The sequence below is a fragment of the Pseudomonas sp. AK-TSAG1-1 genome, from assembly GCF_056821665.1.
This window is the reverse complement of sequence record NZ_CM165965.1, coordinates 384,115-407,893: the sequence shown is the minus strand read 5'-3', so window position 1 is coordinate 407,893 and position 23,779 is coordinate 384,115. Positions and strand designations below refer to the sequence as shown.

Here is a 23,779-nt window from a genome sequence, read left to right as displayed (position 1 = left end):
AATTACGAATTCGACTAAATTACAAGGACTCGCCCATGAAAGCGTTCGGCAAAATCCTGGGTCTGGTACTTCTCGGGCTGTTGCTGATCATTGTGGCGGCGGGCTTCGCCCTGACCCACCTCTTTGATCCCAACGACTACAAAGACGAGATCCGCCAGATAGCCCGCGACAAGGCCCACATCGAGCTGACGCTCAATGGCGATATCGGCTGGAGCCTGTTCCCGTGGCTCGGCCTGGAACTGCATGAGGCCAGCGTCGCCACCCTGATCAATCCGGCCGAACCGTATGCCGATCTGCAGATGCTCGGTCTGTCCGTGCGCGTGCTGCCGCTGTTGCGCCGCGAAGTGCAGATGAGCGACGTGCGTGTCGAAGGCTTGAACCTGCGCCTCAAACGCGACAAGAACGGCCACGGCAACTGGGAAGACATCGGCAAACTGCCACCTCCCGCCACGCCTGCCGGCAGCCCGGCGCCAGCCAGCGCTCCCGCTGCAGAGGCCGCCGCCCAGCCGGAAAAACCGCCGCAACCAATCCGGCTCGACATCGACAGCCTGACCGTAAACAACGCCCGCGTTGAATACAACGACGAGCAGACCGGCAAGCAGTACAGCGCCGAAAGCATCCAGCTAAGCACCGGCGCGGTACACGATTCGACCAATATTCCGCTGAAAGCCACGGCGTTCCTCAGCACCAATCAGCCGGTGCTGCGGGTGCGTACCGAGCTCAACGGCGAGTTGCGCATCGAGCGCGCCCTGCAACGCTACAAGTTCGAAGACATGAAACTGTCCGGCGAACTGACTGGCGATCCGCTGCAAGGCAAGACCATGACCTTCTCTGCGCAAGGCCAGGTACTGCTGGACAAAGCCGCGAACGTCGCCGAATGGACCGGGATCAAGATTTCTGCCAACCAGTTGCGCGCCCTGGGCGAGCTGAAAGCCAACAATCTCGACAAGACCCCGCAGATCACTGGCGGCCTCTCGATCGCCCAGTTCGATCTGGCGAAATTCGTCGACAGCATCGGCCAGACGTTGCCGGCGATGGCGCCCGGCAGCCTGAGCAAGGTCGAACTGGTCAGCCGCGTGGCCGCCACGCCGACCAGCATCGCCCTCGACAACATCAACCTGAAACTCGACGACAGCAGCTTCAGCGGGCGCATTGCCGTTGAAGACTTCGCCAAACAGTCGCTGCGGGCGATCCTCAAGGCTGACACCTTCGACGTCGACCGTTACCTGCCGCCGAAATCGGACAAGGCCAAAAATGCCACACAGGTGCGTCAGGCCGAAGTCGCCAGTACCGAAGCCGATGCCATGGCCGGTGCCGGCTCCACACCGCTGCCGGACAAACCGAGCAAAAGCGCCTGGAGCACCGAGCGTCTGTTGCCGGTCGAGCGCCTGGCCAAACTCGATGTCGACGCCGACCTGAGCTTCGGCCAACTGACCCTCGACAAGCTGCCGATCCAGAACGCCGCACTCAAGGCCAACGGCCAGGGCGGCCTGCTGACGCTGGAGAACCTGCGCGGCGGCCTGTACAACGGCGACTTCGAAGCCAAGGGCACCCTCGACGTGCGCCCGAGCGCGCCAGTGCTGAATCTGCAGACCCGTATCAACCGCGTGCCGGTCGAGAAAATCCTCGAAAGCCAGGGCAAGAACCCGCCGGCCAAAGGTCTGGTTACCCTGACCAGCAGCATCACCGGCAGCGGCAACAGCCAACAGGCGCTGATCGAAACCCTCAACGGCAACGCCAGTTTCGTGATCAACAACGGCGTGCTGCTCAACGCCAACCTTGAACAGCAACTGTGCAAAGGCATCGCCACCCTCAACCGCAAAACCCTCAGTGGCGAGCCGCGAGGCAAGGACACGCCATTCCAGGAGCTCAAGGGCAACCTGACCTTGCGCAACGGCGTCGCCAGCAACCCGGACCTGAAAGTGCGCATCCCGGGCATGACCGTAAACGGTGACGGCGACATCGACCTGCGGGTGCTGGGCATGGATTACCGCGTCGGCATCATCGTCGAAGGCGACACCAGCGCCATGCCGGACCCGGCCTGTCAGGTCGGCGAGAAATTCGTCGGCATCGAATGGCCGCTGCGCTGCCGTGGCCCGCTGGAACTGGGCGCCAAGGCCTGCCGTGTGGACAACGAACGCCTGGGTCAGGTCGCGACCAAAATGGCCGGCGACAAGCTCAGCGAGAAGATCGACGAGAAACTGGGCGACAAAGTCAGCCCGGAACTGAAAAACGCATTGAAGGGGCTGTTCAAGCGATGAGAGCGGAGCAGTTTTCCACGGCGGTGCTGGAATGGTTCGACCGCCACGGCCGCCACGATTTGCCTTGGCAGCAAGACATCAATCCGTATCGGGTGTGGGTCTCGGAGATCATGTTGCAGCAGACCCAAGTCAGCACCGTGCTCAATTACTTCGACCGCTTCATGGCCGCGCTGCCGACGGTTCAAGCGCTGGCCGAGGCGCCGGAGGACGAAGTGCTGCACCTGTGGACCGGGCTGGGTTACTACACCCGCGCGCGCAATCTGCAGAAGACCGCGAAGATCGTCGTCAGCCAGTACGGCGGCGAATTTCCGCGTGACGTCGAAAAGCTTACGGATCTGCCGGGTATCGGCCTGTCCACCGCCGGAGCCATTGCCAGCATCAGCATGGGCCTGCGCGCGCCGATCCTCGACGGCAACGTAAAACGCGTTCTGGCGCGATTCACTGCGCAGGAGGGTTACCCAGGCGAGCCTAAGGTCGCAAAGCAACTGTGGGCCAACGCAGAGCGTTTCACCCCGCACGATCGGGTCAACGCCTACACCCAGGCGATGATGGACCTCGGCGCCACGCTGTGCACCCGCAGCAAACCGAGCTGTCTGCTGTGCCCGTTGGAAAAGGGCTGCGAAGCACACATGCTCGGCCTGGAGACGCGCTACCCGATCCCCAAGCCGCGCAAGGCCATCCCGCAGAAACGCACACTGATGCCGATGCTGGCCAATGGCGAAGGCGCGATTCTGCTTTATCGCCGCCCTTCCAGCGGCCTGTGGGGCGGTTTGTGGAGCCTGCCGGAACTCGATGACCTCGACGACCTGCAACACCTCGCCGATCAGCACTCGCTGACGATGGGCGAACAGCAGGCGCTGCCGAGCCTTGTCCACACGTTCAGCCATTTCCAGCTGTCCATCGAACCCTGGCTGGTTCAGGTACAGGAGGCCGCCCATCACGTGGCCGAGGCCGACTGGCTCTGGTATAACCTCGCCACCCCGCCGCGCCTGGGCCTTGCTGCCCCGGTCAAAACCTTGCTCGAACGCGCGGCCGCCGTCTTGAATGCAGGAGAGTCGTCATGACCCGCACCGTAATGTGCCGTAAGTACAAAGAACAATTGCCAGGACTGGAACGCCCTCCGTACCCGGGTGCCAAAGGTCAGGACATTTTCGACCACGTCTCCGCCAAGGCCTGGGCTGATTGGCAGAAACACCAGACCCTGCTGATCAACGAAAAGCGTCTGAACATGATGAACGCCGAAGATCGAAAATTTCTTCAGGGCGAAATGGACAAGTACTTCTCCGGCGAGGAATACGCTCAAGCCGAAGGCTACGTTCCGCCTGCAGAGTAAACCCCGCAAATCGGGGGTCGGATCGTAAGCGACGGAATTAATTTAAGAAATTTTAAAAAAGTCGTTGACGTAAATCCGAAAAACCCTTTTAATGCGCCCCGTTGCCCAGATAGCTCAGTCGGTAGAGCAGGGGATTGAAAATCCCCGTGTCGGCGGTTCGATTCCGTCTCTGGGCACCAAATACCGAAAACCCTGAATCGCAAGATTCAGGGTTTTTTTATGCCTGCGATTTGATGACGGCTCAATCAGTCCTTTTGCGCAGCCCGGAAAAAACCCGCGAGCCCTTCACAGGCGTCGCGGGTTTTGTCGTTTCAGGCGATCGGCAGGGCATCGACCCGCTCAACGCATATCTGTCATTGCTCATTGAGTTTTCAACCTCGACGGGTTTCGGCGAATGGCGATCCGCGCTACTTTGGCCGCACCTTAAGGAAGAGGGTCATCCACTCGATGAACCAGAAAAGAACCCGCGTGCCCCTGCCCCATCCGCCGCCCTATCGCCAGAGCCGGGTAGCGTTCTGGTTGACGGTACTCGTCGGCGTGCTGATCGCCTTCGTCATCGGCGCATCGATCTATCTGATCATCCACAGTTTGATCAGCGGCTCCATCACCACATGGAACCGATCAGGCCCGCGCCATACCTACACCCTCGCGCTACAACCCCGAATGTATTGGTTCGAGATCGTGTCGCAGTGCATCGGCACCGTATTCCTGGTGGCCATCGGCTGGATCGGATTATGGATTTACCGAATGGCGCACGAGCCAACCGACAAGCCGAAGGCCAAACGCACACGGCGATAAGTGAAGATTCCCTTCAGAGGGTGTTGACGTAATCCACCGGCAGCAAGACCGTGTCGAGCGCAGCGTCTACCGGCAGGGAGACGACGGTAATCAGCGGACAAACGATCATCATGTAACAAATGACCGCGGACGGCATGCCGTCTCCCCCTCTCACGCCGAGCAAGTGCAAGTTGCCATCGACGCCTTTGTAATACGGCTCTTCAGAAGCACCGTTCATGCGCCCCATCATCGTTCCACAACCGGCCAACAACAAAGCCAGGCTCACCGCTGAGCCAACGCGCAAAATCCCTTTCAAACCCGCACTTCCTTCGCCACCAAACACAAGGCGCGGGATTGTACCCGCGCCCTTGCTTTACGACTGCATCAATCGCCAGTCACTTCAACTCCAGTGAAACACCAGATTGCGCGCCGTGCCGCTGCCGACGTCAGTCACATCGCGCCGCTCCTGACCATTAAGCGTGGCTCGCACGATGTACTTGCCTGGCGGCAATTGCACATACACCAGCGGCCCCGCCTGATTGAGCGTCAGCACAGGTTGCCCCGAGGCTTTTTCAATCGTCACGTCGACGTTGGCGGCGTACTCGTTTTGCATGCCGACCGAATAGGTCATGTGCAGGTTGTAGCCGGGGGTTTGCTGAATGGCTTTTGACTCGTCCAGGCCGATCCCGCCGGACAGGTAGTTGATGCCGTTTTGCTGTTGTTGCTGGACTTGCACACCGGCACTGTCGACCGGTTCCAGGTTGGCGGCCTGCGCCATGACAGGCAACAGCAGCCAACCGACAGCGGCGAACGGCAGCATGAATGAACGAATGTTTTTCATGATGGCGACTCCCGGGTTCAGAGAACCCAATCGTTACCCTTTTTTAGATTTGGCCCCGCGAGGCTTGTTTTAGATTGATTGGAACTTGGCGCGTGTACGAAATGGACTACAGATCATTGCTCGCAACCACGCCTTTTGTCGGCAACGTCCTGCGATACCCATCCCGTCTTCCTGCTGCCTTCACAGGCTCGCCCGACATCGCCGGCCGGCGACACTTGGCATGCTTTGCGTCTGTTTCCAATGATGCGGAAGACTCGATGAACCAGGTAAAACCGACTGACGCGCAAGACCCGAAAATCGATTCATTGCTGGGGGAATTGGGCGAACTGATTCGTCAGGCGCGGCAAAAAGTGCTGCGTGCGGTTGATACGATCCAAGTGCAGACCTGTTGGCAGATCGGCCGGCATATTGTCGAGTTCGAGCAGCAAGGCGCCCAGCGTGCGGGGTATGGCAAGCAGCTGCTGGCCTTGTTGGCGGAGGATCTGATGGTGCAGTTCGGGAAGGGGTTTGATGATCGCAATCTGCGGTATATGCGGAGTTTTTATCAGTTGTTTCCAATTTGGAACGCAGTGCGTTCCGAATTGAGCTGGACTCACTATCGCAGGCTGCTGCGGGTCGAAAGCGCAAAAGCGCGCCAGTGGTACGTGGAAGAAACCGCCAATCTGAACTGGTCCAGCCGCGCCCTTGATCGCCAGATCAATACGCTCTACTACGAGCGACTGCTCATGAGTCGAGACAAAGCCGATGTGATCGAAGAAGCCAGCACCCACATTGCAGCCATGAAACCCCATCCGCGCGAGTTCATTCGCGACCCCGTCATACTCGAATTTCTTGGGCTACCGTCGGCCGGCAAGGTCAGGGAAAGCCGTCTTGAGCAGGCCCTCATCGACCATCTGCAGGGCTTTCTCCTGGAACTGGGTAAAGGCTTTTCCTTTGTCGCTCGGCAACAACGTATCAGTACCGATGGTGACGATCTTTACATCGATCTGGTGTTCTACAACTACTTGCTCAAATGCTTCGTGATCATTGATCTCAAACGCGGACGGCTCAGCGCCGGCGACGTCGGGCAAATGGACATGTACGTGCGCATGTACGACGAACTCAAGCGCAGTGAGGGCGACAAGCCGACCGTCGGGATCATTCTGTGTGCCGAGAGCAACGACTCGGTCGCGCGTTACTCGATGCTCAAGGGCAATGAGCAACTCTTTGCCAGCAGTTACAAGACGATACTGCCGAGTGAGGAAGAACTGCGCGCCGAACTCAATCGGGAACAGACCTTGATCGAAGAACGCCTGCGCCTTCAATCCTCGGAATAGCAACTGCGGATTGTTCCCGGATGGCGCTAAGACTATTGTTGGCAGCTCCTCGAATAGGTCGAAAGCGATGAGCTGTCAGGATGCGCCAGCAACGCAAGACACGCAGTCAAAGTCGCCGGCTTTGACTGATAAACACGGCGAGGCTTTCAAGGAAGTCGCCGCCGATAGCGTTGTGCTCGGCGGTTTCATCTGGCGGCACACCGTGCCCGATGAACAACGCCCGGTGGTCATCATCAACGCTGCCACCTCGGTACGCTGCCGACATTACTCGCGCTTCGCCGATTATCTGTTCACCAACGGTTTCGACGTGATCACCTATGACTACCGGGGTATCGGCGAATCCCGCCCGGCAACCCTGAAAGGCCTCGAGGCCTCATGGACCGATTGGGGTGCGCTGGATTTCGAGGCGATGCTAAAACGCGCACAACGGGAATTCCCCGGTCAGCCCATCGACGTGGTCGGTCACAGTTTCGGCGGCTGCGCAGCTGGGCTTGGCGAGTCGGGACAGGTCATTCGTCGGCTGGTGACGGTCGGCGCGCAGTTCGCTTACTGGCGCGACTATGCGTCGGAACAGCGCTGGCGCATGTTCGGCAAATGGCATCTGCTGATGCCGCTGCTGACGCGCTTCTGTGGCTATTTCCCCGGCAAGCGCCTCGGCTGGCTGGAGGACACGCCCGCCGGCGTCGTACGCGACTGGAGCACGCCTACAGCGCGATATGAGCAACGCCCGAGCGGCCGCAGACTGCTGAAGGCTTCCGGTCGACTGCCCTTCGCCAACGTCCGCGCCAAGACCCTGGCGATCAGCATAAGCGACGACCCCTACGGCACCGTCGCAGCCATCGAACGCCTGCTCTGCTACTTCAGCCATGCGCACAAAACCCACCTGCGCATCGAGCCGCACGACATCGGCGAACAACAAGTCGGACATTTCGCCTTTTTTCGCAGCGCATACCAAGCCACACTATGGCCCATCGCTCTGACCTGGCTGCAAACCGGCGAGCTGGCCCCCGACTCACCCGGGCGGACAGTGCCGCGCAGCTGAGCCCTTTCAACGCACGACGGAACACACCATGGCCTCCGCCAACAAGCAGCAAAAACGCGCCGCCCGGGCCAAGACCAAGGCCAAGCAGAACCGCACCAAACGCCCCGAGGCGCCGGTCGAACTGGATCCGAACGATGACCGCATCGATTTCGAGTCGGTGGACCTGACCGAATTGTTCAAGAAAATGATCGACGCCGAGAAGATCAGCCAGCAAGCGCTGTGCACCGCGTTCCTCGAAGACCCGTTGCTCGAGTTGGTCTACGAGCAAGAGGGCGAAGAAGGTGCGATGGACTTCATCCTCGCCGCACTGATCGAGTATCGCCAGTGGTCGAAAGAGACCGACGAAGCCGGCGCGCTGGCCTGGATCGAATCCCCGGCCTTCCAGGCCGACTATGTGGCGGCGTCCGACGCGATCGCCGCACAAACCCAACAGAAGAACTGAGTTCCCATGGCATCCCTGAACAAGCAACAGAAACGCGCCAAACGCGCCAAGGCCAAAGCCAAGCAGATCCGTATGGTCGGCCGTAAGCCGCTGGACCAGGACGACGATCTCGGGCATCTGGCCGAGCCGATCCCGGAATACACCCTGGCAATGTTCAGCAAAATGCGCGACGCCGAAGCCGTCAGCCGCAACGACATGCTGCTGACGTTGCTGCGTGAGCTGGCGTTCATCATCGTTGACCATCCTGAGCTGCTGGACATGGAAAACGCCGAAAACGAAGGCATGGCCGCCACCCACCTGGCCGCCGACATGCTGATCGACTACCGCATGTGGGCCGACGGCATGGACATCGAAACCGCCCAGGCCTGGCTGAGCGAGCCGCAGTTCATCACCGACTTCGGAGTTGCGCTGGATACCTATGGCAAGTCGATAGATACGCAGGAAGAAAAGAGCGAATAAACCCCGCTCCGAAACAAAAGCGGCCGCTCGTCATCACTGACAGCGGCCGTTTTTTTATTTGGCCGATTCGAAAGCCCTCCGTCCGAGCGCAATGTATATCCCATTGACATATCCCAACCGCAACCTATTCTTGCTTCATTGCAGACGCGGACATTGGAGGCCGAACATGGAACAAACCACAATTTTCATGAGCAATAGAAGCCAAGCCGTTCGACTGCCCAAGGCAGTCGCAATGCCCAGCGATGTCAAACGCGTTGAAGTGATCGCCATCGGCAGAACACGCGTCATCACACCTGCCGGAGAAAGCTGGGATAGCTGGTTCGATGGCGATAACGTTTCCGCCGATTTCATGGTTGACCGTGAGCAACCCAATGATCAGGAGCGTGAGTCGTTCTGATGATCAAATACATGCTGGATACCAACGTCTGTATTTTCACCATCAAGAACAAACCACAAATTGTCCGAGAAGCGTTCAACCGACATTCCGGACAATTGTGCATCAGCGCTATCACGCTCATGGAGCTTATCTACGGCGCTGAAAAGTCGGCGGCCCCCGAAAAGAATCTTTCGGTTGTCGAAGGATTCGTTGCTCGACTGGAAGTCTTGGCTTTTGACAATGACGCAGCAGCGCAGGCCGGAATGATTCGATCTGAGCTGGCTAGAGCAGGAACACCTATTGGCCCCTATGACCAAATGATCGCCGGTCACGCGCGCTCACAAGGCCTTATTGTGGTGACGAACAATGTACGGGAATTTGAACGTGTTTCCGGATTGCGCATAGAAGATTGGGTGCACCCTGAATAATCCACCGTTCCCAAACAAAAACGGCCGCTCGTCATCACTGACAGCGGCCGTTTTGCATTACGCGCTACGGATCAGTTGAGCACCACCGCACCACGTTTTTCCAGCTTGCGACGGCGTGCTACCAGCAGGCCGGCAGCCACCACCAACAGGCTCAGCAAGCCGGTCGCGAGGATTTCCACGCGGTGGGCTTCCTGGAACAGCATGATGGTCAGGGCCGCGACGATGAAGATGATCACCGCGTAGGTCAGGCCCGGGAACAGCCACATGCTGAAGACGATTTTCTCGCCGCGGGCCATGCGCTGTTTGCGCATGCGCAGTTGCGAGAACGCGATCACCAGGTACACCAGCAGCGCGATGGCGCCGGAGCTGGCCAACAGGAACTCGAACACCGCAGCCGGTGCCACGTAGTTGGCGAAGGTGCAGAGGAACGCCGCGCCAGTGGACAGCATCACCGCCCAGTAAGGCGTGCCGCTTTTGTTGGTGCGGGTCGACATGGCTGGCGCGTCACCGCGCTTGCCCAGGGAGAACAGCATGCGCGACGAGGTGTACAGCGCCGAGTTCAGGCAGCTGGTCACCGCGACCAGTACCACGATGTCGACGATCATTTTCGCGTTCGGAATGCCCATGCGCTCAAGCACGGTCTGATAGGAACCGAGGTTGGCCAGGGTCGGATCGTTCCACGGCACCAAGGCCACGACGATGAAGATCGAGACGAGATAGAACAGGCCGATCCGCCAGATTACAGAGTTGGTGGCCTTGGAGATTTGCTTGCCCGGGTTCTTCGATTCCGCGGCCGCGATGGTCACGATTTCGGTGCCCATGAACGAGAACATGGTGGTCAGGATCGCGCCCAGTACTGCGCCCATGCCGTTTGGCAGGAAGCCGCCGGAGTCGAACAGGTGCGAAACGCCGCTGACCTGGCTGTTTGGCAGGAAGCCGAAGATGGCCGCCAGACCGAGGATGATGAAGCCGATGATCGCCAGCACTTTGATCAGGGCAAACCAGAATTCGAATTCACCGTAGTTTTTCACGCTGAACAGGTTGGTCACGGTGAGCAGCAGGGTAATGATCAACGCAAACGCCCAAATGCCTACACTCGGGAACCATGCGTGCAAGATGGTCGCGGCGGCGTTGGCCTCCAGCGGGATCACCAGGACCCAGAACCACCAGTAGAGCCAGCCGATGGTGAAACCGGCCCAGTGCCCGATGGCACGGTCGGCGTAAGTCGAGAACGAGCCGGTGTCGGGCGAGGCGACAGCCATCTCACCGAGCATGCGCATCACCAGCACCACCAGGGTACCGGCGGCGGCGTAGGCCAACAGCACGGCAGGGCCGGCGGCAGCGATAGCGTGGCCGGAGCCAACGAACAGACCGGCGCCGATCACACCGGCGATCGACAACATGGTCACATGACGCGGTTTGAGCCCCTGTTCGAGGCCATTGGAGCTTGGGGTACTGCTCATCGAAACTACCTTTGCAAGGAAAGCGATTGCGTCCGTCCCGTCTGGCTTTCCTTCTCGTAAAAAGAAACCAACGGGGCGTTCCAGATTCTGCACGCAATAAATGCGCCAAAATGTTTCAAACTCTTCTGGCCCGCGGCTTTGAACGCGACCGGACAGTCATCGCAAGTCCTTAAAATTAATGGCAATTCGCCAGAGCGTTACCCTGCGACTCACTTTTCAAACGAACGAGCGCACCAGAAACACACTGAAAAAGTGTGGGATGCACAATAAAAGGGCAATTCAGGAACGTTCGGCCGGATAGCGCTTCCAACACCCCGCCAAAGCTGGCAACATCGCGCCTTTTTTTACGCGACGCCCACGGGTTTGCACGATCAAACACCCGTTCGGTTGTTGATGGGGCGACAGTCTGCTGTGCCGATGCGACAACCTGCCACACGCCATCCGCTTACCGCCCGTAGCGCTGTTGGCTGCCATTGAAACGCTATGCTAGCTTGGCCGCCTCGCCAGGAAGGCCAGCCAACAGCAGGAGCGCAACATATATGAGGAACGCACATGGCTGAGGCCACGCCCGCGCTTGAAATCCGCAACTTGCACAAACGCTACGGACAGCTTGAGGTGCTCAAAGGCATCTCGCTGACCGCCCGCGACGGCGATGTGATCTCGATCCTCGGTTCCTCCGGTTCCGGCAAGTCCACGTTCCTGCGTTGCATCAACCTGTTGGAAAATCCGCACCAGGGCCAGATCCTGGTGGCCGGTGAAGAGCTCAAGCTCAAGGCCGCCAAGAATGGCGAACTGGTTGCCGCCGACGGCAAACAGATCAACCGCCTGCGCTCCGAGATTGGTTTTGTGTTTCAAAACTTTAATCTGTGGCCGCACATGAGCGTACTCGACAACATCATCGAAGCTCCGCGTCGGGTGCTAGGCCAGAGCAAGGCCGAAGCCATCGAAGTGGCCGAAGCGCTGCTGGCCAAGGTCGGCATCGCCGACAAACGCCACGCCTACCCGGCGCAATTGTCCGGTGGTCAGCAACAACGCGCGGCCATCGCCCGCACCCTGGCGATGCAACCGAAGGTGATTCTGTTCGACGAGCCCACCTCCGCCCTTGACCCGGAAATGGTTCAGGAAGTACTTAGTGTCATCCGCGCATTGGCCGAAGAAGGCCGCACCATGCTGTTGGTGACTCACGAAATGGGCTTTGCCCGTCAGGTCTCCAGCGAAGTGGTATTCCTCCACCAGGGGTTGGTGGAAGAGCAAGGATCGCCTCAGCAGGTGTTCGAAAACCCGCTTTCGGCGCGCTGCAAACAATTCATGTCCAGCAACCGCTAACGGAGCAACATGCATGCAGAATTTCAAGAAGGTCTTCCTGGCTGCCGCCGTCACCCTCGCATTCAGCGCCGGTGCCATGGCCGAGACCCTGAAGATGGGCATCGAAGCGGCGTACCCGCCGTTCAATAACAAAGACGCGAGCGGCAACGTGGTCGGCTTCGACAAAGACATCGGCGACGCCCTGTGCGCCAAGATGAAAGTCGAGTGCACCGTCGTCACATCCGACTGGGACGGCATCATCCCTGCGCTGAACGCCAAGAAGTTCGACTTCCTGGTGTCCTCGCTGTCGATCACCGAAGAGCGCAAGGGCGCGGTGGACTTCACCGACCCGTACTACTCGAACAAGCTGCAGTTCATTGCGCCGAAAAACGTCGACTTCAAAACCGACAAGGATTCGCTCAAAGGCAAAACCATCGGTACGCAGCGTGCGACGCTGGCCGGTACCTGGCTGGAAGACACCTACGGTGATGACATCAAGGTCAGCCTCTACGACACCCAGGAAAACGCCTACCTGGATCTGACTTCCGGTCGTGTCGACGCCATCCTCGCCGACAAGTACGCCAACTATGACTGGCTGAAAAGCGACGCCGGCAAGAACTACGAGTTCAAAGGCGACCCGGTCGTGGAAAGCGACAAGATCGGCATCGCTGTACGTAAAGGCGATCCGCTGCGCGAGAAGCTGAACGCCGCACTGAAGGAAATCGTCGCCGACGGTACCTACAAGAAGATCAACGACAAGTACTTCCCGTTCAGCATCTATTGATCCTGACCTGTGGGACTGGCGCCGTGACTCAACGGCGTCGGCTCCCGACTTTGCCTGCCGCAATTTGAACAGAAATCCATGATTATCGACCTCTACGGATTCGGCCCGGCCCTCGCCGCCGGCGCGCTGATGACCGTCAAACTGGCTCTCACCGCCCTGTGTCTTGGACTGGTGCTCGGTCTGCTCGGCGCCTTGGCCAAGACTTCCCCGTACAAGCCGCTTCAGTGGCTTGGCGGCACTTATTCGACCTTGGTGCGTGGCGTCCCGGAATTGCTCTGGGTGCTGTTGATCTACTTCGGCACAGTCAACCTGATGCGCAGCCTTGGTGAGTTTTTCGGCAATCCCGATCTGCAACTCAGTGCCTTCGCCGCCGGCGTCATTGCGCTGGGCCTGTGCTTTGGCGCCTATGCCACGGAAGTGTTCCGCGGCGCGATTCTCGCCATTCCCAAGGGCCACCGTGAAGCCGGCGTGGCACTGGGCCTGTCGAAATGGCGGATCTTCACCAGGCTGATCATGCCGCAGATGTGGCGCATTGCCCTGCCGGGCCTGGGCAATCTGTTCATGATCCTGATGAAGGACACCGCGCTGGTCTCGGTGATCGGCCTGGAAGAAATCATGCGTCACGCGCAGATCGGCGTGACCGTCTCGAAACAACCGTTCACCTTCTATCTGGTGGCGGCGGTCATGTACCTGGGTCTCACCGTACTGGCGATGACCGGCATGCACTTCCTGGAAAAACGCGCCGCTCGCGGCTTTGCGAGGAGCGCTTCATGAATTGGGAAGTGATCATCAAGTGGCTGCCGAAACTGGCGCAGGGCGCGACCCTGACCCTGGAGCTGGTAGCCATTGCAGTGATTGCCGGCCTGCTGCTGGCAATTCCCCTGGGCATCGCCCGCTCTTCGAAGCTGTGGTACGTGCGCGCTTTGCCCTACGCCTACATCTTCTTTTTCCGTGGCACGCCGTTACTGGTGCAACTGTTCCTCGTCTACTACGGCCTGGCGCAGTTCGACGCGGTCCGTAACAGCGCGATGTGGCCTTACCTGCGCGATCCGTTCTGGTGTACCACCGCGACCATGACCCTGCACACCGCGGCTTACATCGCCGAGATCCTGCGCGGCGCGATCCAGGCGATTCCGCCCGGGGAAATCGAAGCGGCGCGGGCGCTGGGCATGTCCAAACCCAAGGCGATGTTCTACATCATGCTGCCGCGTGCGGCGCGCATCGGTCTGCCGGCCTACAGCAACGAAGTGATCCTGATGCTCAAGGCCAGTGCGCTGGCGAGCACCGTGACCCTGCTGGAACTGACCGGCATGGCCCGCACGATCATCGCCCGCACCTACCTGCCGGTGGAAATCTTCTTCGCCGCCGGCGTGTTCTATCTGCTGATGTCCTACGTGCTGGTGCGCGGCTTCAAGCTGCTGGAGCGCTGGTTGCGCGTCGATGCCTGCCAAGGGCGTTGATCCTTCCTACGTGCTGACGGGCGAGGACCTACTCGCCCGCTTCACCGCGCTGGATGCTTTTTTGATCGAGCATCAGACGCTGTGGAAACCTCGTCCGTTCACCCATCTTTCGCTTCCGTGGGAAACCGCCTACCCCGAATTGGCTTCGTGGCTACGCGGACGATCACTGGAAGATGCAGAGCGGGTGCATAACCATCCTGCCGATCTCCTCGATGCGCCGGAGCCGTTCGCTTCCCTGGCGGCGTTGTCGGCTGCGCTGAGCGCGGTCGGTGAGTTGCCGAAGCATGCGCTGGAAGCCGCAGGCCATCGCTTGAACGTCGATGTGCCGGGGCGCAAGTGGCAGCAGATCGAGGCGTTCGCCAGCCGTTTATCCTTTACTGCACAACCGACGCATTGGCTGGATTGGTGTTCCGGCAAGGGACATTTGGGCCGACGCTTGTTGGGTGCGGGACAACAGCTGACTTGCGTTGAATACGATCCGGCGTTGGTTGCCAGCGGTCAGGCGCTGAGTCAGCGGCATCACCTGCACGCTCTGCATGTCGAGCAGGATGTGCTGGCATCAAACGCATCAACCGTGTTGAGCGCTCAACACACCCCCGTCGCCCTGCACGCCTGCGGTGACCTGCATGTGCGTCTGATGCAATTGGCGAGCGCAGCCGGATGTCAGCAGATGGCCATTGCCCCATGCTGTTACAACCGGATCAATCGCAGCGAGTACCGGGCATCGTCCTGCGCGGGCTTGCGATCCGCCCTACAGCTGTCACTCGAAGATCTTGCACTGCCCATGAGTGAAACCGTCACCGCCGGTGCAAGAGTCCGACGTCAGCGCGACACCTCCATGGCCCGGCGTCTGGCGTTTGATCTGCTGCAACGGCAACTGCGCGGCGTCAACGAATACCTTCCAACTCCGTCCCTGCCCAGCGCCTGGCTGGAAAAACCCTTCGCTGATTACTGTCGCGATCTGGCCGCATTGAAGGAGTTATCCACAATCGGCACGCCCGATTGGCAGGCGTTGGAAGTCGCTGGTTGGCAGCGCTTGGCCGAAGTTCGCAACCTGGAATTGCTGCGCGGACTGTTCCGACGACCGCTGGAGCTTTGGCTGAATCTGGATCGGGCACTTTTCCTCGTAGAGCAGGGATATGTCGTACGCCTCGGCACCTTCTGCGACACCCCACTGACCCCACGTAATTTTCTGCTGCTGGCCGAACGCAGTTAAATCCTTTCCAGCCTGTGGATAACTCTGTTGATGGTTTTCCCGTGGATCCAATATCCATCGCCGTTACGCGACCGCAACAGCATTGGTCATTTTTTGTTCATATAGATAAAAAACCTGTAAAACAGGGCGTTGCGAGCAAAATGAGAACGTGTCCACAAAATCCCTCGCAATACCCCCATCGCGCCGATCCGTTGTGCATAAGCTTCCAATCAAAAGGACATAAACGGGTGAAATGGGTGCTTGAGCAGTGCAAAAATTCTGCCCTCACGCTCAGGCTGGATTGGCCGCCAGGAAGCCCGGTTTTGCGGCTGAAAACCCGACGACACAGCCCAAGCCACGCCTGATCCAGCGCCTGCGTAAAAATAGTCTGAATTCAGGGGTTTACAGAACCAACCCAATCGCTATAATCGTCGCCCACACGCCGGTATAGCTCAGTTGGTAGAGCAACTGACTTGTAATCAGTAGGTCCCGGGTTCGACTCCTGGTGCCGGCACCATCCAAGGTTCCAGAGAAGGCTTTCAAAATCTCTGAAACCCCCGAAAAACCCGCCTTCTGGCGGGTTTTTTCGTTTTGGCGTTCCGTCGGTTTCCGTCAGAAACTGGTGGACTCCAACCGTTTTAAGGGTAGAGTTTGGGATACAGGTCACTTCGATAAAAGGGAGTACCCTTATGTCGCGCACCACAGCTCCGCTCTCCGACGCAGCTTGCCGCTTGGCAAAACCTACAGACCGCGCCTACAAGCTTTTCGACGGCGATGGCCTCTACCTCCTAGTCCAACCCAATGGCCGCAAAGGCTGGCGGCTCCGTTACGTCAAACCTAACGGACGCGAAGGACTTACCTCGTTCGGCAACTACCCCGTCATTGGCCTCGCCGATGCGCGCCGCAAGCGCTTGGAAGTTAAGCGAATGCTGGCGGATGGCGTTGATCCTATAGAGACCAAGCACCAAGCCAAGGCGGAAGCCGTAATCAAAGGCAGAACCTTTGAAAGTGTTGCGCTCGACTGGCATACGGAAATGTCGGCGAAGTGGGCACCAGGCCATTCCAAGACAGTGATGAGCCGCCTCAAAACCCACGTATTCCCACTGATCGGCGCAAGCGCCATTGTTGATCTCGACACCCATGACCTTATGCAGCCCTTGGAAGCGATCAAGAAGCGCGGAACGATCGACGTTGCTTTAAGGGTACAAAACTACCTGCAGAGCATCATGCGCGAGGCAAAGCGCCTCCGGCTTATCACCATAAACCCTGCTTACGATCTCGAAGGCTCGATCAAAGCCCCGCGGGTGGTACATCGCCCCGCTCTACCCTTATCGCGACTGCCGGAACTGCAGGAGCGGATCGACACCTATAAAGGCCGGGCACTTACCCGTCTGACGGTGATGCTGTCGCTGCATGTGTTTGTACGATCCAGCGAGCTGCGTTTCGCACGCTGGAGCGAGTTCGACCTCAAGCGCGGCACCTGGAAGATACCGGACACTCGACCCGCGTTGGAGGGAGTACCCTTTTCCACAAGGGGTACGAAGATGGCAGGGGATATCCATTTAGTACCCTTATCGCCGCAAGCAGTGGCGCTACTCGAAAAAATCCATGCACTCACAGGCAAATTCGCATTGGTCTTCGCAGGGGATGCCAAACCCTGGAAGCCCATGTCCGAAAATACCGTGAACAACGCGCTTCGGACGATGGGATACGACACCAAAACCGATATCTGCGGGCATGGGTTTCGTTCGATGGCCTGTAGCGCACTGATCGAGTCAGGATTGTGGTCGGAGACAGCCATTGAACGGCAGATGAGCCACAAGGAGCGCAACAACGTCCGCGCCGCTTACATCCACAAGGCAGAATTCATCGAGGAGCGCAGGCTGATCATGAACTGGTGGAGCCGGTACCTGGAGGCCAACCGGCAGGAGCATGTCACTCCACACGAATTCGCGAACCAGACCGGACCGAACGTCACTCGCTTAAAAGCAAAACGTGGCGCAACTGAGTAAGCGCTCGGTCTTTATATCTCAGTGATCCGCTTGTCCACGCGGGTCCATCCAAACAGGGCTGCAAAGCCGCCCTGCTTGGATGGACCTCACTTAAAAAATCTAAAGCCCACACAACTGTCTGTGGAAAACCACTGATTTCCACCGGTGGATAATTTCATCCACAGCCGCAGAACTCCCGAAAATTGGAATCTTGACCCGAATTATCCACAGGCGTAGAAAAGATCGGGCAAGCGCTGTCGTTGACAGCAACCCAGGTAGCCAGAACCTTTAAGGCTACGCCACACCATGGTGGTTCCCCCAAAGTGCGATTAGCGTCCGGCGGCTCGCACGGTCACAGCGATGTGATGGATGCCTACTTTTACCAGTGTGCCCACTGCGGCAACTCACCCCCCTTCGTAGCTGTCTTGCAGCAACCTATCCGCTTGGCCATTTCCTTGCGCCAACCTGCGCCCGTCTCTTTCTCCCGGAAAGAGACGGGCGCTCGTACCGCTGCTGCAGCCCATCTCGTACAAGGCTTTGCGGCATTCCCCCTCGTGACAATCGGCGTGACAAACACCGAAGTCACCCGCAACAGCGATGCAGATGATGGTGCCGCAGCCCAGGGAATGGACTGCACCTGACTGACAGTCAGGCACACCCCGGACATCGCATCACTGCCTTCACCCGGCTCAAGATCTCGCGGCGTTGGTCTCGTCAGCCAATGCAGCCTCCACCCGCCCACTTCCTTGGAAGTGTTCAGGAGGCCAGATCATGAGATGCCCAGGCTCCCGGTCGTAAAGAGCCGCCAGTCCCGCGTTAGTGGACAACCCTCACAGGTCGCAGGGGCCATGATCCCTGATAACACTCAGCACTCTTGGCGGGATGACGTGAGGAAGGTTTGAAACGTTTTGGCTTCGAGAGGAGTTTGATCATGGCATTGGTAGGCAGACGGGATGGGCGGAATTTTGGCTATGGCCGACAACTGAGCTATGCCGGGCCACAGGCGTTGCGCGATCTGTTTGGCGGCGGGCATTACGGCGCGGTCAAGGCGCACAGTGATCGCTGGCAGGCGTTTGTACGCTGGTGCCGATCGAAGGATGGACCGGGGTTTAATGATGCGCGAAAAATTGATCGGCAGACCTTGCTGGATTACGCCGGGCATCTGCGTCAGCAAGTTGAACAGGGCGAGCTCGCCATCGCCACAGCGCAAAACCGGTTGTCCAGCGTGAACCGGACCCTGGCAGCGCTTCGCGGTGATCAGCATGTGAAAGTGCCGAGTCCGAGCAATGCGCTAGGGACGCAGCGCACCAGTGTTCGTTGCTCAGTGCCGCAAGGCCAAGACCGCAAACAGGCGAAACGGATCGTCGACGTGCTTTGCGAACATCAGCAGCCGCGCGCCGCAGCCATCGTGCAGTTGGCGCGAACCGCCGGCATGCGCATGCGTGAAACCATTTTGGCCGACCTGCCCCGATTGCAACGTGAAGCAGAACAACTTGGCAGAATCAACATCCAGGACGGCACCAAAGGTGGCCGCTCCGGAGCTTCAGCACCTCGCTGGATTACGGTAGATGATCATATTCGTGACGCGCTGAGATTTGCCGATCAGGTCTCGCCCGACGGTAGCCGCAACCTACTTGCACCGGACGAAAGCTACCTCGATTTCCAACGGAGAATCGTCCGTCCTGCACGGGACATCCTCCATCAGTACAGCCTCAAAGGTTTCCACGAGTTACGGACGGCCTATGCATGCGAACGCTATGAGCAAATCACCCATCATCCCGCACCCATCAACGGTGGCCATTGCTATCAGCTCGACCGACGCCTAGATCAGGATGCCAGACTGCAAATCAGCTATGAGCTGGGGCACGGCCGTATCGGTGTGTTGTCGGCTTACATCGGTGGTCGAATATGAGCACGGCATTCGATATGGAGCTTTTCCTGGTGGGCGTCGTCACGGGGTCGCATACCACACGCCAGCGCCACATACGCCAAGCGAGGGCCATTCAAGTGGCGATCTCTAATCGCTGGCACCGAGATAATCCATGGACATGGCAGCGAAAGCATCTAGCCTGGTTTCTAAATCAGCACGTAAACCGGCAAGCTGAATCAACACGCTATTACTATCTTCTGACTATGTATTTGCTCACTCTTCGTTTAGGAAAATCTTGGCAGTTCAAACGTTAGTCAACGATCAACAACCGAGCATTGTATGTATCCATAAACTCAGGGGTGACTTAATGGGAAGTTCAACTCGGAATAAAAAGGCGAGAGCCCGCGGCATAACAATTCTTGCAAACTGATGCCTTTCCACGGAGCAGCCCAGCTCAAGAGGTAATGACCGTATTTGGTCAAGAATCGCCGAGCGTGATGATCCGAATGCAAAGCAATAGGCAGTTTTAGCCAGAGAACCTGTAGGTTTCTACGGGAAACCACCGCCGCAAGCAAGGTTCGCCTCAGCGGAATTTATGCAAGCGCTTATCCAGATACTTTATTTTCTCAGAGCAAAATTACAGCGCTTCCCGAACTCCTGATCCTTGCGCGCTAGATCATACATTTCTGGGGACAAAGCTATGCTCTTGTTGATGTACGACAATGCATCTTCGGTTCGCCCGAGAGAACATAGAATCTTTGTCGCGTTGAGCATAATTATTCTTTGAGCACTCGCTTCGACTGGCTTCAGGTTGATCGCAGTGCTAATGCTTTTTAGCGCAGCGTCGTTCCGATCAGTTCGCATTTCTGCGTAAGCTTTGTAGTTCCACGCCAATGGATCAGAAGTGTTAAGTAGGGTCGCCATCTCAAAATTGGTCAACGCTTGTTCGAAATTCCCGCTCTTGGCAAAGATTTTACCAGTATTAAGGTATTCACTTGAAGCGTTCAGAGGAGATGCCTTATCGGCAATGACCTCTTGGGGGGTGCTACTGACTCTAATAGCTTTAGCTTTTTCAAGAACCTCGTGAACATCAATAGCTGGCAACACAGCATTTGCCAGCGCCGCCAGCCTCTGCTCAGACTCTGGTGCAGGAGCGGTAATAAGCTCAAGATTGTTCTGTATAAACCTTGCTTTATTTGCCTCTCTATTTTGCTCAGATTCACTTTTCTTGATAAAAAGCTCTTCCTCTTTTTGCCTAAACTCAACTTTTTTGTTGTCCGCGTCGAATACCATCCGATCGGACATATTACTAGAGTTTGTATAGTATGTAGCAGCTGCCAAGACGAAAACCGCGACTGGAATCGCGAGCTTAGACCACAAATCAATCCTGTAACTTTTTGCAGCAAGAGAGGCTTTTGACGCTTCTAGTTTAAACTTTCTTTGCTCAAGACTAAGCTTCTCCATCTCTATGTTCAGCTTCTTTTCATCTAGACTGATCGAAGGCCTTGGTTCTATGGGCATGTAATATTGGACTTATGATGGGCTAAGTAAGGAGATGTGCCTGGCTAAAACAGATAAAGCCGAGAGGTGCAAGAGGTGCAACTACCACCAAGGTTATTCATTACCGGCGGGGAAGGGAGCGCTGGTGTTTACACACTGTCTCCCAACGACCGAAACGGTAACGTTCGTACTGGCGAACCGGTACGACTTTGGCATGACTAGTCATGACGTTATCTCCATTTTTTCTCAGCTTGCTGCTGATAGCCTTTACACCCTATGTGTAAAGCTACGCATTCGAGTGTGGGGCAGGATGGAGAGATCCGTTGGTGGTAGCTGCGGAACAATCCTAACAGTCTAAAACAGGCCTGTGAAGCGTTTTGATGGCACCGTGCCGCTAGTGCCATCACAAGCTGGATCGCAAATGTATGGCCGCTTTGCTGGCAGACTCGTCGCGCTGGTTCCGGACTGAGCATGTTCAGCGGTAACAACGAAGTGACTGAGCCTCTGAGGCTTATGCCATGTCTGCTGAATCACTCTCGTCCTCCTCCCCCATCATCATGCGATAGTGCTCAGGGTACCCAGATACCGCAAAAACCTCTTTGAATTTCTCAATGAGTTTGTTGGGCTCTAGCCCCCCGAAATCAGTGATATTGATAGAGGTGCCATGTGATTCTCGGTTGACATAACGATAGAGCGACTTGAACTCCCCACTATCATTATTCTCCAAGCCCTCTAGGGCCTTCGACAAATCATCCCTCTTATGAATGAAACCGAAATAGTGCTCCAGCACATTGCGCATCATGTTCGGCAGCACTGCCGGGCTTACCCTGCCCTCACTTGCATCCCTGATTACTTGCCAATACGTCTCGTAGTCATTTTTGATGTCGCGATGACCCAACGCTGAAATGCTGCTGAACTCGCCCTTGACGACCCGGAAGCATCGGTATTTTTTGACCACGGTTTGCCGGCCATTTCTCAAAAGCTCGTGGAAGAAAAACAAGTTATGAGTAAGCACCAGGATCTGTTTGAAATTCGCCTCCGGACGAAGCACTCGGTGGTAAATGAGCGCGGCAACCTCATAGACATAGTTATGCGAAAGGCTGGAGATTGGGTCATCGATGACCACAATGCGGTTACTCAGTACCACCGGTGAGTCTGACTCGACACTACCCAAGCATAGCTCCAGAAAGTATAGGAACGTGACTAAGGTCTTTTCACCTTCGCTCAGTGAGCGGTAGACATCATCTATTCCATCGGGCCTGACGAGTCGGTAACTGGTCTGGTCTCCTAGCTCCTTCTGAATAGAGAAGCCGCTGAGGCCAATCGCTGAAAGCGAGTTATTGATATTTATGACTGACTCTTCGATATTGGTAATCTCCGACCGATGCCGTGAGATAGAATCTCGAATCGTAGTCGACTGCTTAATTAGTTGCGCGATGCTCTCATCACATCCTTGGATACTCTCCTCCAACTCCTTAGTAAGCTTTTTGTGTGCCGAAATGATCGGCTCAGCCTGCTTACGCATGATCAGCCACAGCTCTTGGGTTATATCCTTAAGCAACTGATCCTTTTTAAGGATCCTTTCGTTGTACTCGGAAATCTTGAGACGCTGCACCTCGATCGTAATGTTCAGTCGCTCAACAATGTCACTGGTAGAAATGAGGCTCACGACCTTCGAGGCCGAACCTGTCTTGTCGTTAATTTTCGCAACGTTATCAGCAAAGGCTTTGACCAAGTCAGCCTTGGCTTTGACGAAAGCGGGATCCTCCTGAATCGCAGAGCTTTTGTAGGGTTCGCCCTCCAGCGTCGTCAGCAACGAGCGGGTACCACTCTCGTACTCATCCTTTAGCAATTGGAGCGTTTCTATTTTTTCGTCGTAGCTTTTATCAAAGAGTTGTTTGACGTGGGAGTGGAATTCATGCGGTAGCGATTGCTGACAGAGGGGACATTGTCCATCGGATTTGGCGACATAAAACATCGCGCCTTTCACCCAGTCCGAGTTCCCAAGCTTCTCGATCAAACCTGCCAGATAGGAATCCCCAGAAGGGGTAATGACTTCGCTGAAAATCTTATTGTTTTCAACCGCGGACGCGGTAAACAAGATAGGCCCCAGAGTGGATAGAAGCTCACCATCAGACGATTGCAGTGCATGCGCTGCTTCAGCTAACTCGCGGCCTGAACGGGTGGCTACCGAAGGTAGCGACATACTTTCCAGCTTGCTTTTCAGCTTGGCCTTGTTGGTATGGAAGCTTTCAAAGCAATAATAGAGACTGTCTTGGTTATATTCTTTCTTGATGTCCCATAGCAGATCCTTGTATTGGTTGTCCTCCTTTGTCTGCTGACTGAAGAGCTTTTGACGCTCATCAGCGACTGCCTGACTTTCCAAACGCGTCTCTTCAAGGCTTTGTTCATCCTCACGGATGGCCGCCTCAGCCTCGATATTACCCTGGTTGAGCGTGAAGATACCGGGCTGAGTTTCTGAGTGAAAATTCTTCTCTACGAATGCCTGATTATAAACGAAGACCTGGTCCTGGCTCACCGCCGGATTGACCTGGCAGTGTCTGTAGTGGCCATGCGTAAGCTCCTGCAGATAATTCGCAATGGTGGACTTCCCACTACCGTTAAGCCCGTAAATAAGGTTCACTCGCGTCAGAGGGCCGAGCGTGACAGAGGCGCCAGAGGGATAGCTAGTGACACCTTTGAGAGAGACCAGGTCAATCATGAGATCCATCCGTGGTAGAGAAAAATTAAAGTGTCATCAAATCTATACCATCGCCTGCTCCTTTTGCCATAAGCCTTTCGCAGAACCTATTCCTATCCTCAGGCGGCTACTTTGAAGGCTGCGACATGGTTGTGGTGCTGTTGCATTAGCGAGTATTTTCGGACCTCTTCACTATCTGGCCGTCGCGACAGAGCGTACCACCAGCAACAAAACA

23 protein-coding genes and 2 tRNA genes are annotated in these 23,779 nt (G+C 56.9%); 20 read left to right on the top strand and 5 right to left on the bottom strand.

Translation table 11 applies throughout. The features are described 5' to 3' along the window. Positions 1–35: 35 nt before the first annotated feature. The 5 genes from AC1UK9_RS01820 (at position 36) to AC1UK9_RS01800 (ending at position 4,392) form a co-directional block, all read left to right on the top strand. Positions 36–2,261, top strand: coding sequence for an AsmA family protein (locus AC1UK9_RS01820; protein WP_482579154.1), 2,226 nt, complete (start codon positions 36–38; stop codon positions 2,259–2,261). After that, positions 2,258–3,325 carry an A/G-specific adenine glycosylase gene (gene mutY / locus AC1UK9_RS01815; protein ID WP_482579153.1) on the top strand — a complete coding sequence of 356 codons (1,068 nt, stop codon included), beginning with the start codon at positions 2,258–2,260 and terminating at the stop codon, positions 3,323–3,325. The genes AC1UK9_RS01820 and mutY overlap by 4 nt, the downstream gene beginning before the upstream one ends. Beyond that, positions 3,322–3,594, top strand: coding sequence for an oxidative damage protection protein (locus AC1UK9_RS01810; RefSeq protein ID WP_025110939.1), 273 nt, complete (start codon positions 3,322–3,324; stop codon positions 3,592–3,594). The genes mutY and AC1UK9_RS01810 overlap by 4 nt, the downstream gene beginning before the upstream one ends. Positions 3,595–3,697: 103 nt before the next feature. Continuing rightward, positions 3,698–3,773, top strand: a tRNA-Phe gene (locus tag AC1UK9_RS01805). A 268-nt stretch (positions 3,774–4,041) separates the two neighbouring features. After that, positions 4,042–4,392, top strand: a complete 351-nt coding sequence (locus AC1UK9_RS01800) for a hypothetical protein (protein WP_482579152.1) — start codon at positions 4,042–4,044, stop codon at positions 4,390–4,392. Positions 4,393–4,405: 13 nt separating this feature from the next. On the opposite strand, the gene AC1UK9_RS01795 is transcribed toward AC1UK9_RS01800, so the two are convergent. Further along, positions 4,406–4,609, bottom strand: coding sequence for a YceK/YidQ family lipoprotein (locus AC1UK9_RS01795; RefSeq protein WP_482579151.1), 204 nt, complete (start codon positions 4,607–4,609; stop codon positions 4,406–4,408). A 162-nt stretch (positions 4,610–4,771) separates the two neighbouring features. Then, positions 4,772–5,212: a carboxypeptidase regulatory-like domain-containing protein gene (locus AC1UK9_RS01790; RefSeq protein WP_482579150.1), complete on the bottom strand. Its 441-nt coding sequence runs from the start codon at positions 5,210–5,212 to the stop codon at positions 4,772–4,774. Between the two features lie 257 nt (positions 5,213–5,469). Here AC1UK9_RS01790 and AC1UK9_RS01785 point away from each other — a divergent pair, with 257 nt between their 5' ends. The 6 genes from AC1UK9_RS01785 (at position 5,470) to vapC (ending at position 9,275) form a co-directional block, all read left to right on the top strand. Next, on the top strand, positions 5,470–6,528 hold the full coding sequence (locus AC1UK9_RS01785; protein ID WP_482580445.1) for a PDDEXK nuclease domain-containing protein: 1,059 nt from the start codon (positions 5,470–5,472) through the stop codon (positions 6,526–6,528). Between the two features lie 67 nt (positions 6,529–6,595). Beyond that, positions 6,596–7,570, top strand: coding sequence for an alpha/beta hydrolase family protein (locus tag AC1UK9_RS01780; RefSeq protein WP_473014186.1), 975 nt, complete (start codon positions 6,596–6,598; stop codon positions 7,568–7,570). A 28-nt stretch (positions 7,571–7,598) separates the two neighbouring features. Continuing rightward, on the top strand, positions 7,599–8,012 hold the full coding sequence (locus tag AC1UK9_RS01775) for a hypothetical protein (RefSeq protein ID WP_473014185.1): 414 nt from the start codon (positions 7,599–7,601) through the stop codon (positions 8,010–8,012). 6 nt (positions 8,013–8,018) lie between these two features. Next, positions 8,019–8,471, top strand: a complete 453-nt coding sequence (locus AC1UK9_RS01770; RefSeq protein WP_482579149.1) for a hypothetical protein — start codon at positions 8,019–8,021, stop codon at positions 8,469–8,471. A 166-nt stretch (positions 8,472–8,637) separates the two neighbouring features. Beyond that, positions 8,638–8,868 carry a type II toxin-antitoxin system VapB family antitoxin gene (gene vapB, locus AC1UK9_RS01765; RefSeq protein WP_025110946.1) on the top strand — a complete coding sequence of 77 codons (231 nt, stop codon included), beginning with the start codon at positions 8,638–8,640 and terminating at the stop codon, positions 8,866–8,868. Continuing rightward, the gene (vapC, locus tag AC1UK9_RS01760) at positions 8,868–9,275 is read left to right on the top strand and encodes a type II toxin-antitoxin system tRNA(fMet)-specific endonuclease VapC (RefSeq protein WP_482579148.1); all 408 of its coding nucleotides are present in this window, start codon (positions 8,868–8,870) and stop codon (positions 9,273–9,275) included. Before vapB ends, vapC begins: the two co-directional genes overlap by 1 nt. 71 nt (positions 9,276–9,346) lie before the next feature. On the opposite strand, the gene gabP is transcribed toward vapC, so the two are convergent. After that, entirely contained in the window at positions 9,347–10,738 is a 1,392-nt protein-coding gene (gabP, locus tag AC1UK9_RS01755; RefSeq protein WP_025110948.1) for a GABA permease, read from the bottom strand. Between the two features lie 552 nt (positions 10,739–11,290). On the opposite strand from gabP, the gene AC1UK9_RS01750 reads away from it, so the two are divergent. The 9 genes from AC1UK9_RS01750 to AC1UK9_RS01710 all read left to right on the top strand — a co-directional run bounded on the left by AC1UK9_RS01750 (position 11,291) and on the right by AC1UK9_RS01710 (position 19,657). Then, entirely contained in the window at positions 11,291–12,064 is a 774-nt protein-coding gene (locus tag AC1UK9_RS01750; protein WP_025110949.1) for an ABC transporter ATP-binding protein, read from the top strand. A gap of 13 nt (positions 12,065–12,077) precedes the next feature. Then, positions 12,078–12,827, top strand: coding sequence for an ABC transporter substrate-binding protein (locus AC1UK9_RS01745; RefSeq protein ID WP_025110950.1), 750 nt, complete (start codon positions 12,078–12,080; stop codon positions 12,825–12,827). A 78-nt stretch (positions 12,828–12,905) separates the two neighbouring features. Further along, on the top strand, positions 12,906–13,601 hold the full coding sequence (locus tag AC1UK9_RS01740; RefSeq protein WP_025110951.1) for an ABC transporter permease: 696 nt from the start codon (positions 12,906–12,908) through the stop codon (positions 13,599–13,601). After that, positions 13,598–14,287, top strand: coding sequence for an ABC transporter permease (locus AC1UK9_RS01735; protein WP_025110952.1), 690 nt, complete (start codon positions 13,598–13,600; stop codon positions 14,285–14,287). The genes AC1UK9_RS01740 and AC1UK9_RS01735 overlap by 4 nt, the downstream gene beginning before the upstream one ends. Then, entirely contained in the window at positions 14,268–15,503 is a 1,236-nt protein-coding gene (locus AC1UK9_RS01730) for a methyltransferase (protein ID WP_482579147.1), read from the top strand. Before AC1UK9_RS01735 ends, AC1UK9_RS01730 begins: the two co-directional genes overlap by 20 nt. A gap of 420 nt (positions 15,504–15,923) precedes the next feature. Next, positions 15,924–15,999: transfer RNA gene (locus AC1UK9_RS01725), tRNA-Thr, on the top strand. Between the two features lie 172 nt (positions 16,000–16,171). Next, positions 16,172–17,494 carry a tyrosine-type recombinase/integrase gene (locus tag AC1UK9_RS01720; protein WP_482579146.1) on the top strand — a complete coding sequence of 441 codons (1,323 nt, stop codon included), beginning with the start codon at positions 16,172–16,174 and terminating at the stop codon, positions 17,492–17,494. A gap of 910 nt (positions 17,495–18,404) precedes the next feature. Next, positions 18,405–19,385, top strand: a complete 981-nt coding sequence (locus AC1UK9_RS01715) for an integrase domain-containing protein (protein WP_482579145.1) — start codon at positions 18,405–18,407, stop codon at positions 19,383–19,385. Continuing rightward, positions 19,382–19,657, top strand: a complete 276-nt coding sequence (locus AC1UK9_RS01710; RefSeq protein ID WP_240164019.1) for a hypothetical protein — start codon at positions 19,382–19,384, stop codon at positions 19,655–19,657. The genes AC1UK9_RS01715 and AC1UK9_RS01710 overlap by 4 nt, the downstream gene beginning before the upstream one ends. A 304-nt stretch (positions 19,658–19,961) precedes the next feature. On the opposite strand, the gene AC1UK9_RS01705 is transcribed toward AC1UK9_RS01710, so the two are convergent. Together AC1UK9_RS01705 and AC1UK9_RS01700 are read right to left on the bottom strand one after the other, a co-directional pair. Then, complete coding sequence (locus tag AC1UK9_RS01705) at positions 19,962–20,864, bottom strand: hypothetical protein (protein ID WP_482579143.1); 903 nt, start codon at positions 20,862–20,864, stop codon at positions 19,962–19,964. A gap of 490 nt (positions 20,865–21,354) precedes the next feature. After that, positions 21,355–23,565 carry an AAA family ATPase gene (locus tag AC1UK9_RS01700; protein WP_482579141.1) on the bottom strand — a complete coding sequence of 737 codons (2,211 nt, stop codon included), beginning with the start codon at positions 23,563–23,565 and terminating at the stop codon, positions 21,355–21,357. Positions 23,566–23,779: the final 214 nt, after the last annotated feature.

Excerpts from the sequence above, each read along its gene's own strand:
- AC1UK9_RS01720 (WP_482579146.1), top strand. The coding sequence starts at position 16,172 with ATGTCGCGCACCACAGCTCCGCTCTCCGACGCAGCTTGCCGCTTGGCA.
- AC1UK9_RS01715 (WP_482579145.1), top strand. The coding sequence starts at position 18,405 with ATGGCATTGGTAGGCAGACGGGATGGGCGGAATTTTGGCTATGGCCGA.
- AC1UK9_RS01730 (WP_482579147.1), top strand. The coding sequence starts at position 14,268 with ATGCCTGCCAAGGGCGTTGATCCTTCCTACGTGCTGACGGGCGAGGAC.
- AC1UK9_RS01750 (WP_025110949.1), top strand. The coding sequence starts at position 11,291 with ATGGCTGAGGCCACGCCCGCGCTTGAAATCCGCAACTTGCACAAACGC.
- AC1UK9_RS01820 (WP_482579154.1), top strand. The coding sequence starts at position 36 with ATGAAAGCGTTCGGCAAAATCCTGGGTCTGGTACTTCTCGGGCTGTTG.
- AC1UK9_RS01705 (WP_482579143.1), bottom strand. The coding sequence starts at position 20,864 with ATGCCCATAGAACCAAGGCCTTCGATCAGTCTAGATGAAAAGAAGCTG.
- AC1UK9_RS01775 (WP_473014185.1), top strand. The coding sequence starts at position 7,599 with ATGGCCTCCGCCAACAAGCAGCAAAAACGCGCCGCCCGGGCCAAGACC.
- AC1UK9_RS01740 (WP_025110951.1), top strand. The coding sequence starts at position 12,906 with ATGATTATCGACCTCTACGGATTCGGCCCGGCCCTCGCCGCCGGCGCG.
- vapC (WP_482579148.1), top strand. The coding sequence starts at position 8,868 with ATGATCAAATACATGCTGGATACCAACGTCTGTATTTTCACCATCAAG.
- AC1UK9_RS01710 (WP_240164019.1), top strand. The coding sequence starts at position 19,382 with ATGAGCACGGCATTCGATATGGAGCTTTTCCTGGTGGGCGTCGTCACG.
- AC1UK9_RS01770 (WP_482579149.1), top strand. The coding sequence starts at position 8,019 with ATGGCATCCCTGAACAAGCAACAGAAACGCGCCAAACGCGCCAAGGCC.
- gabP (WP_025110948.1), bottom strand. The coding sequence starts at position 10,738 with ATGAGCAGTACCCCAAGCTCCAATGGCCTCGAACAGGGGCTCAAACCG.
- vapB (WP_025110946.1), top strand. The coding sequence starts at position 8,638 with ATGGAACAAACCACAATTTTCATGAGCAATAGAAGCCAAGCCGTTCGA.
- AC1UK9_RS01745 (WP_025110950.1), top strand. The coding sequence starts at position 12,078 with ATGCAGAATTTCAAGAAGGTCTTCCTGGCTGCCGCCGTCACCCTCGCA.
- AC1UK9_RS01795 (WP_482579151.1), bottom strand. The coding sequence starts at position 4,609 with ATGAACGGTGCTTCTGAAGAGCCGTATTACAAAGGCGTCGATGGCAAC.
- AC1UK9_RS01700 (WP_482579141.1), bottom strand. The coding sequence starts at position 23,565 with ATGATTGACCTGGTCTCTCTCAAAGGTGTCACTAGCTATCCCTCTGGC.
- AC1UK9_RS01735 (WP_025110952.1), top strand. The coding sequence starts at position 13,598 with ATGAATTGGGAAGTGATCATCAAGTGGCTGCCGAAACTGGCGCAGGGC.
- AC1UK9_RS01810 (WP_025110939.1), top strand. The coding sequence starts at position 3,322 with ATGACCCGCACCGTAATGTGCCGTAAGTACAAAGAACAATTGCCAGGA.
- AC1UK9_RS01790 (WP_482579150.1), bottom strand. The coding sequence starts at position 5,212 with ATGAAAAACATTCGTTCATTCATGCTGCCGTTCGCCGCTGTCGGTTGG.
- AC1UK9_RS01785 (WP_482580445.1), top strand. The coding sequence starts at position 5,470 with ATGAACCAGGTAAAACCGACTGACGCGCAAGACCCGAAAATCGATTCA.
- AC1UK9_RS01800 (WP_482579152.1), top strand. The coding sequence starts at position 4,042 with ATGAACCAGAAAAGAACCCGCGTGCCCCTGCCCCATCCGCCGCCCTAT.
- AC1UK9_RS01780 (WP_473014186.1), top strand. The coding sequence starts at position 6,596 with ATGAGCTGTCAGGATGCGCCAGCAACGCAAGACACGCAGTCAAAGTCG.
- mutY (WP_482579153.1), top strand. The coding sequence starts at position 2,258 with ATGAGAGCGGAGCAGTTTTCCACGGCGGTGCTGGAATGGTTCGACCGC.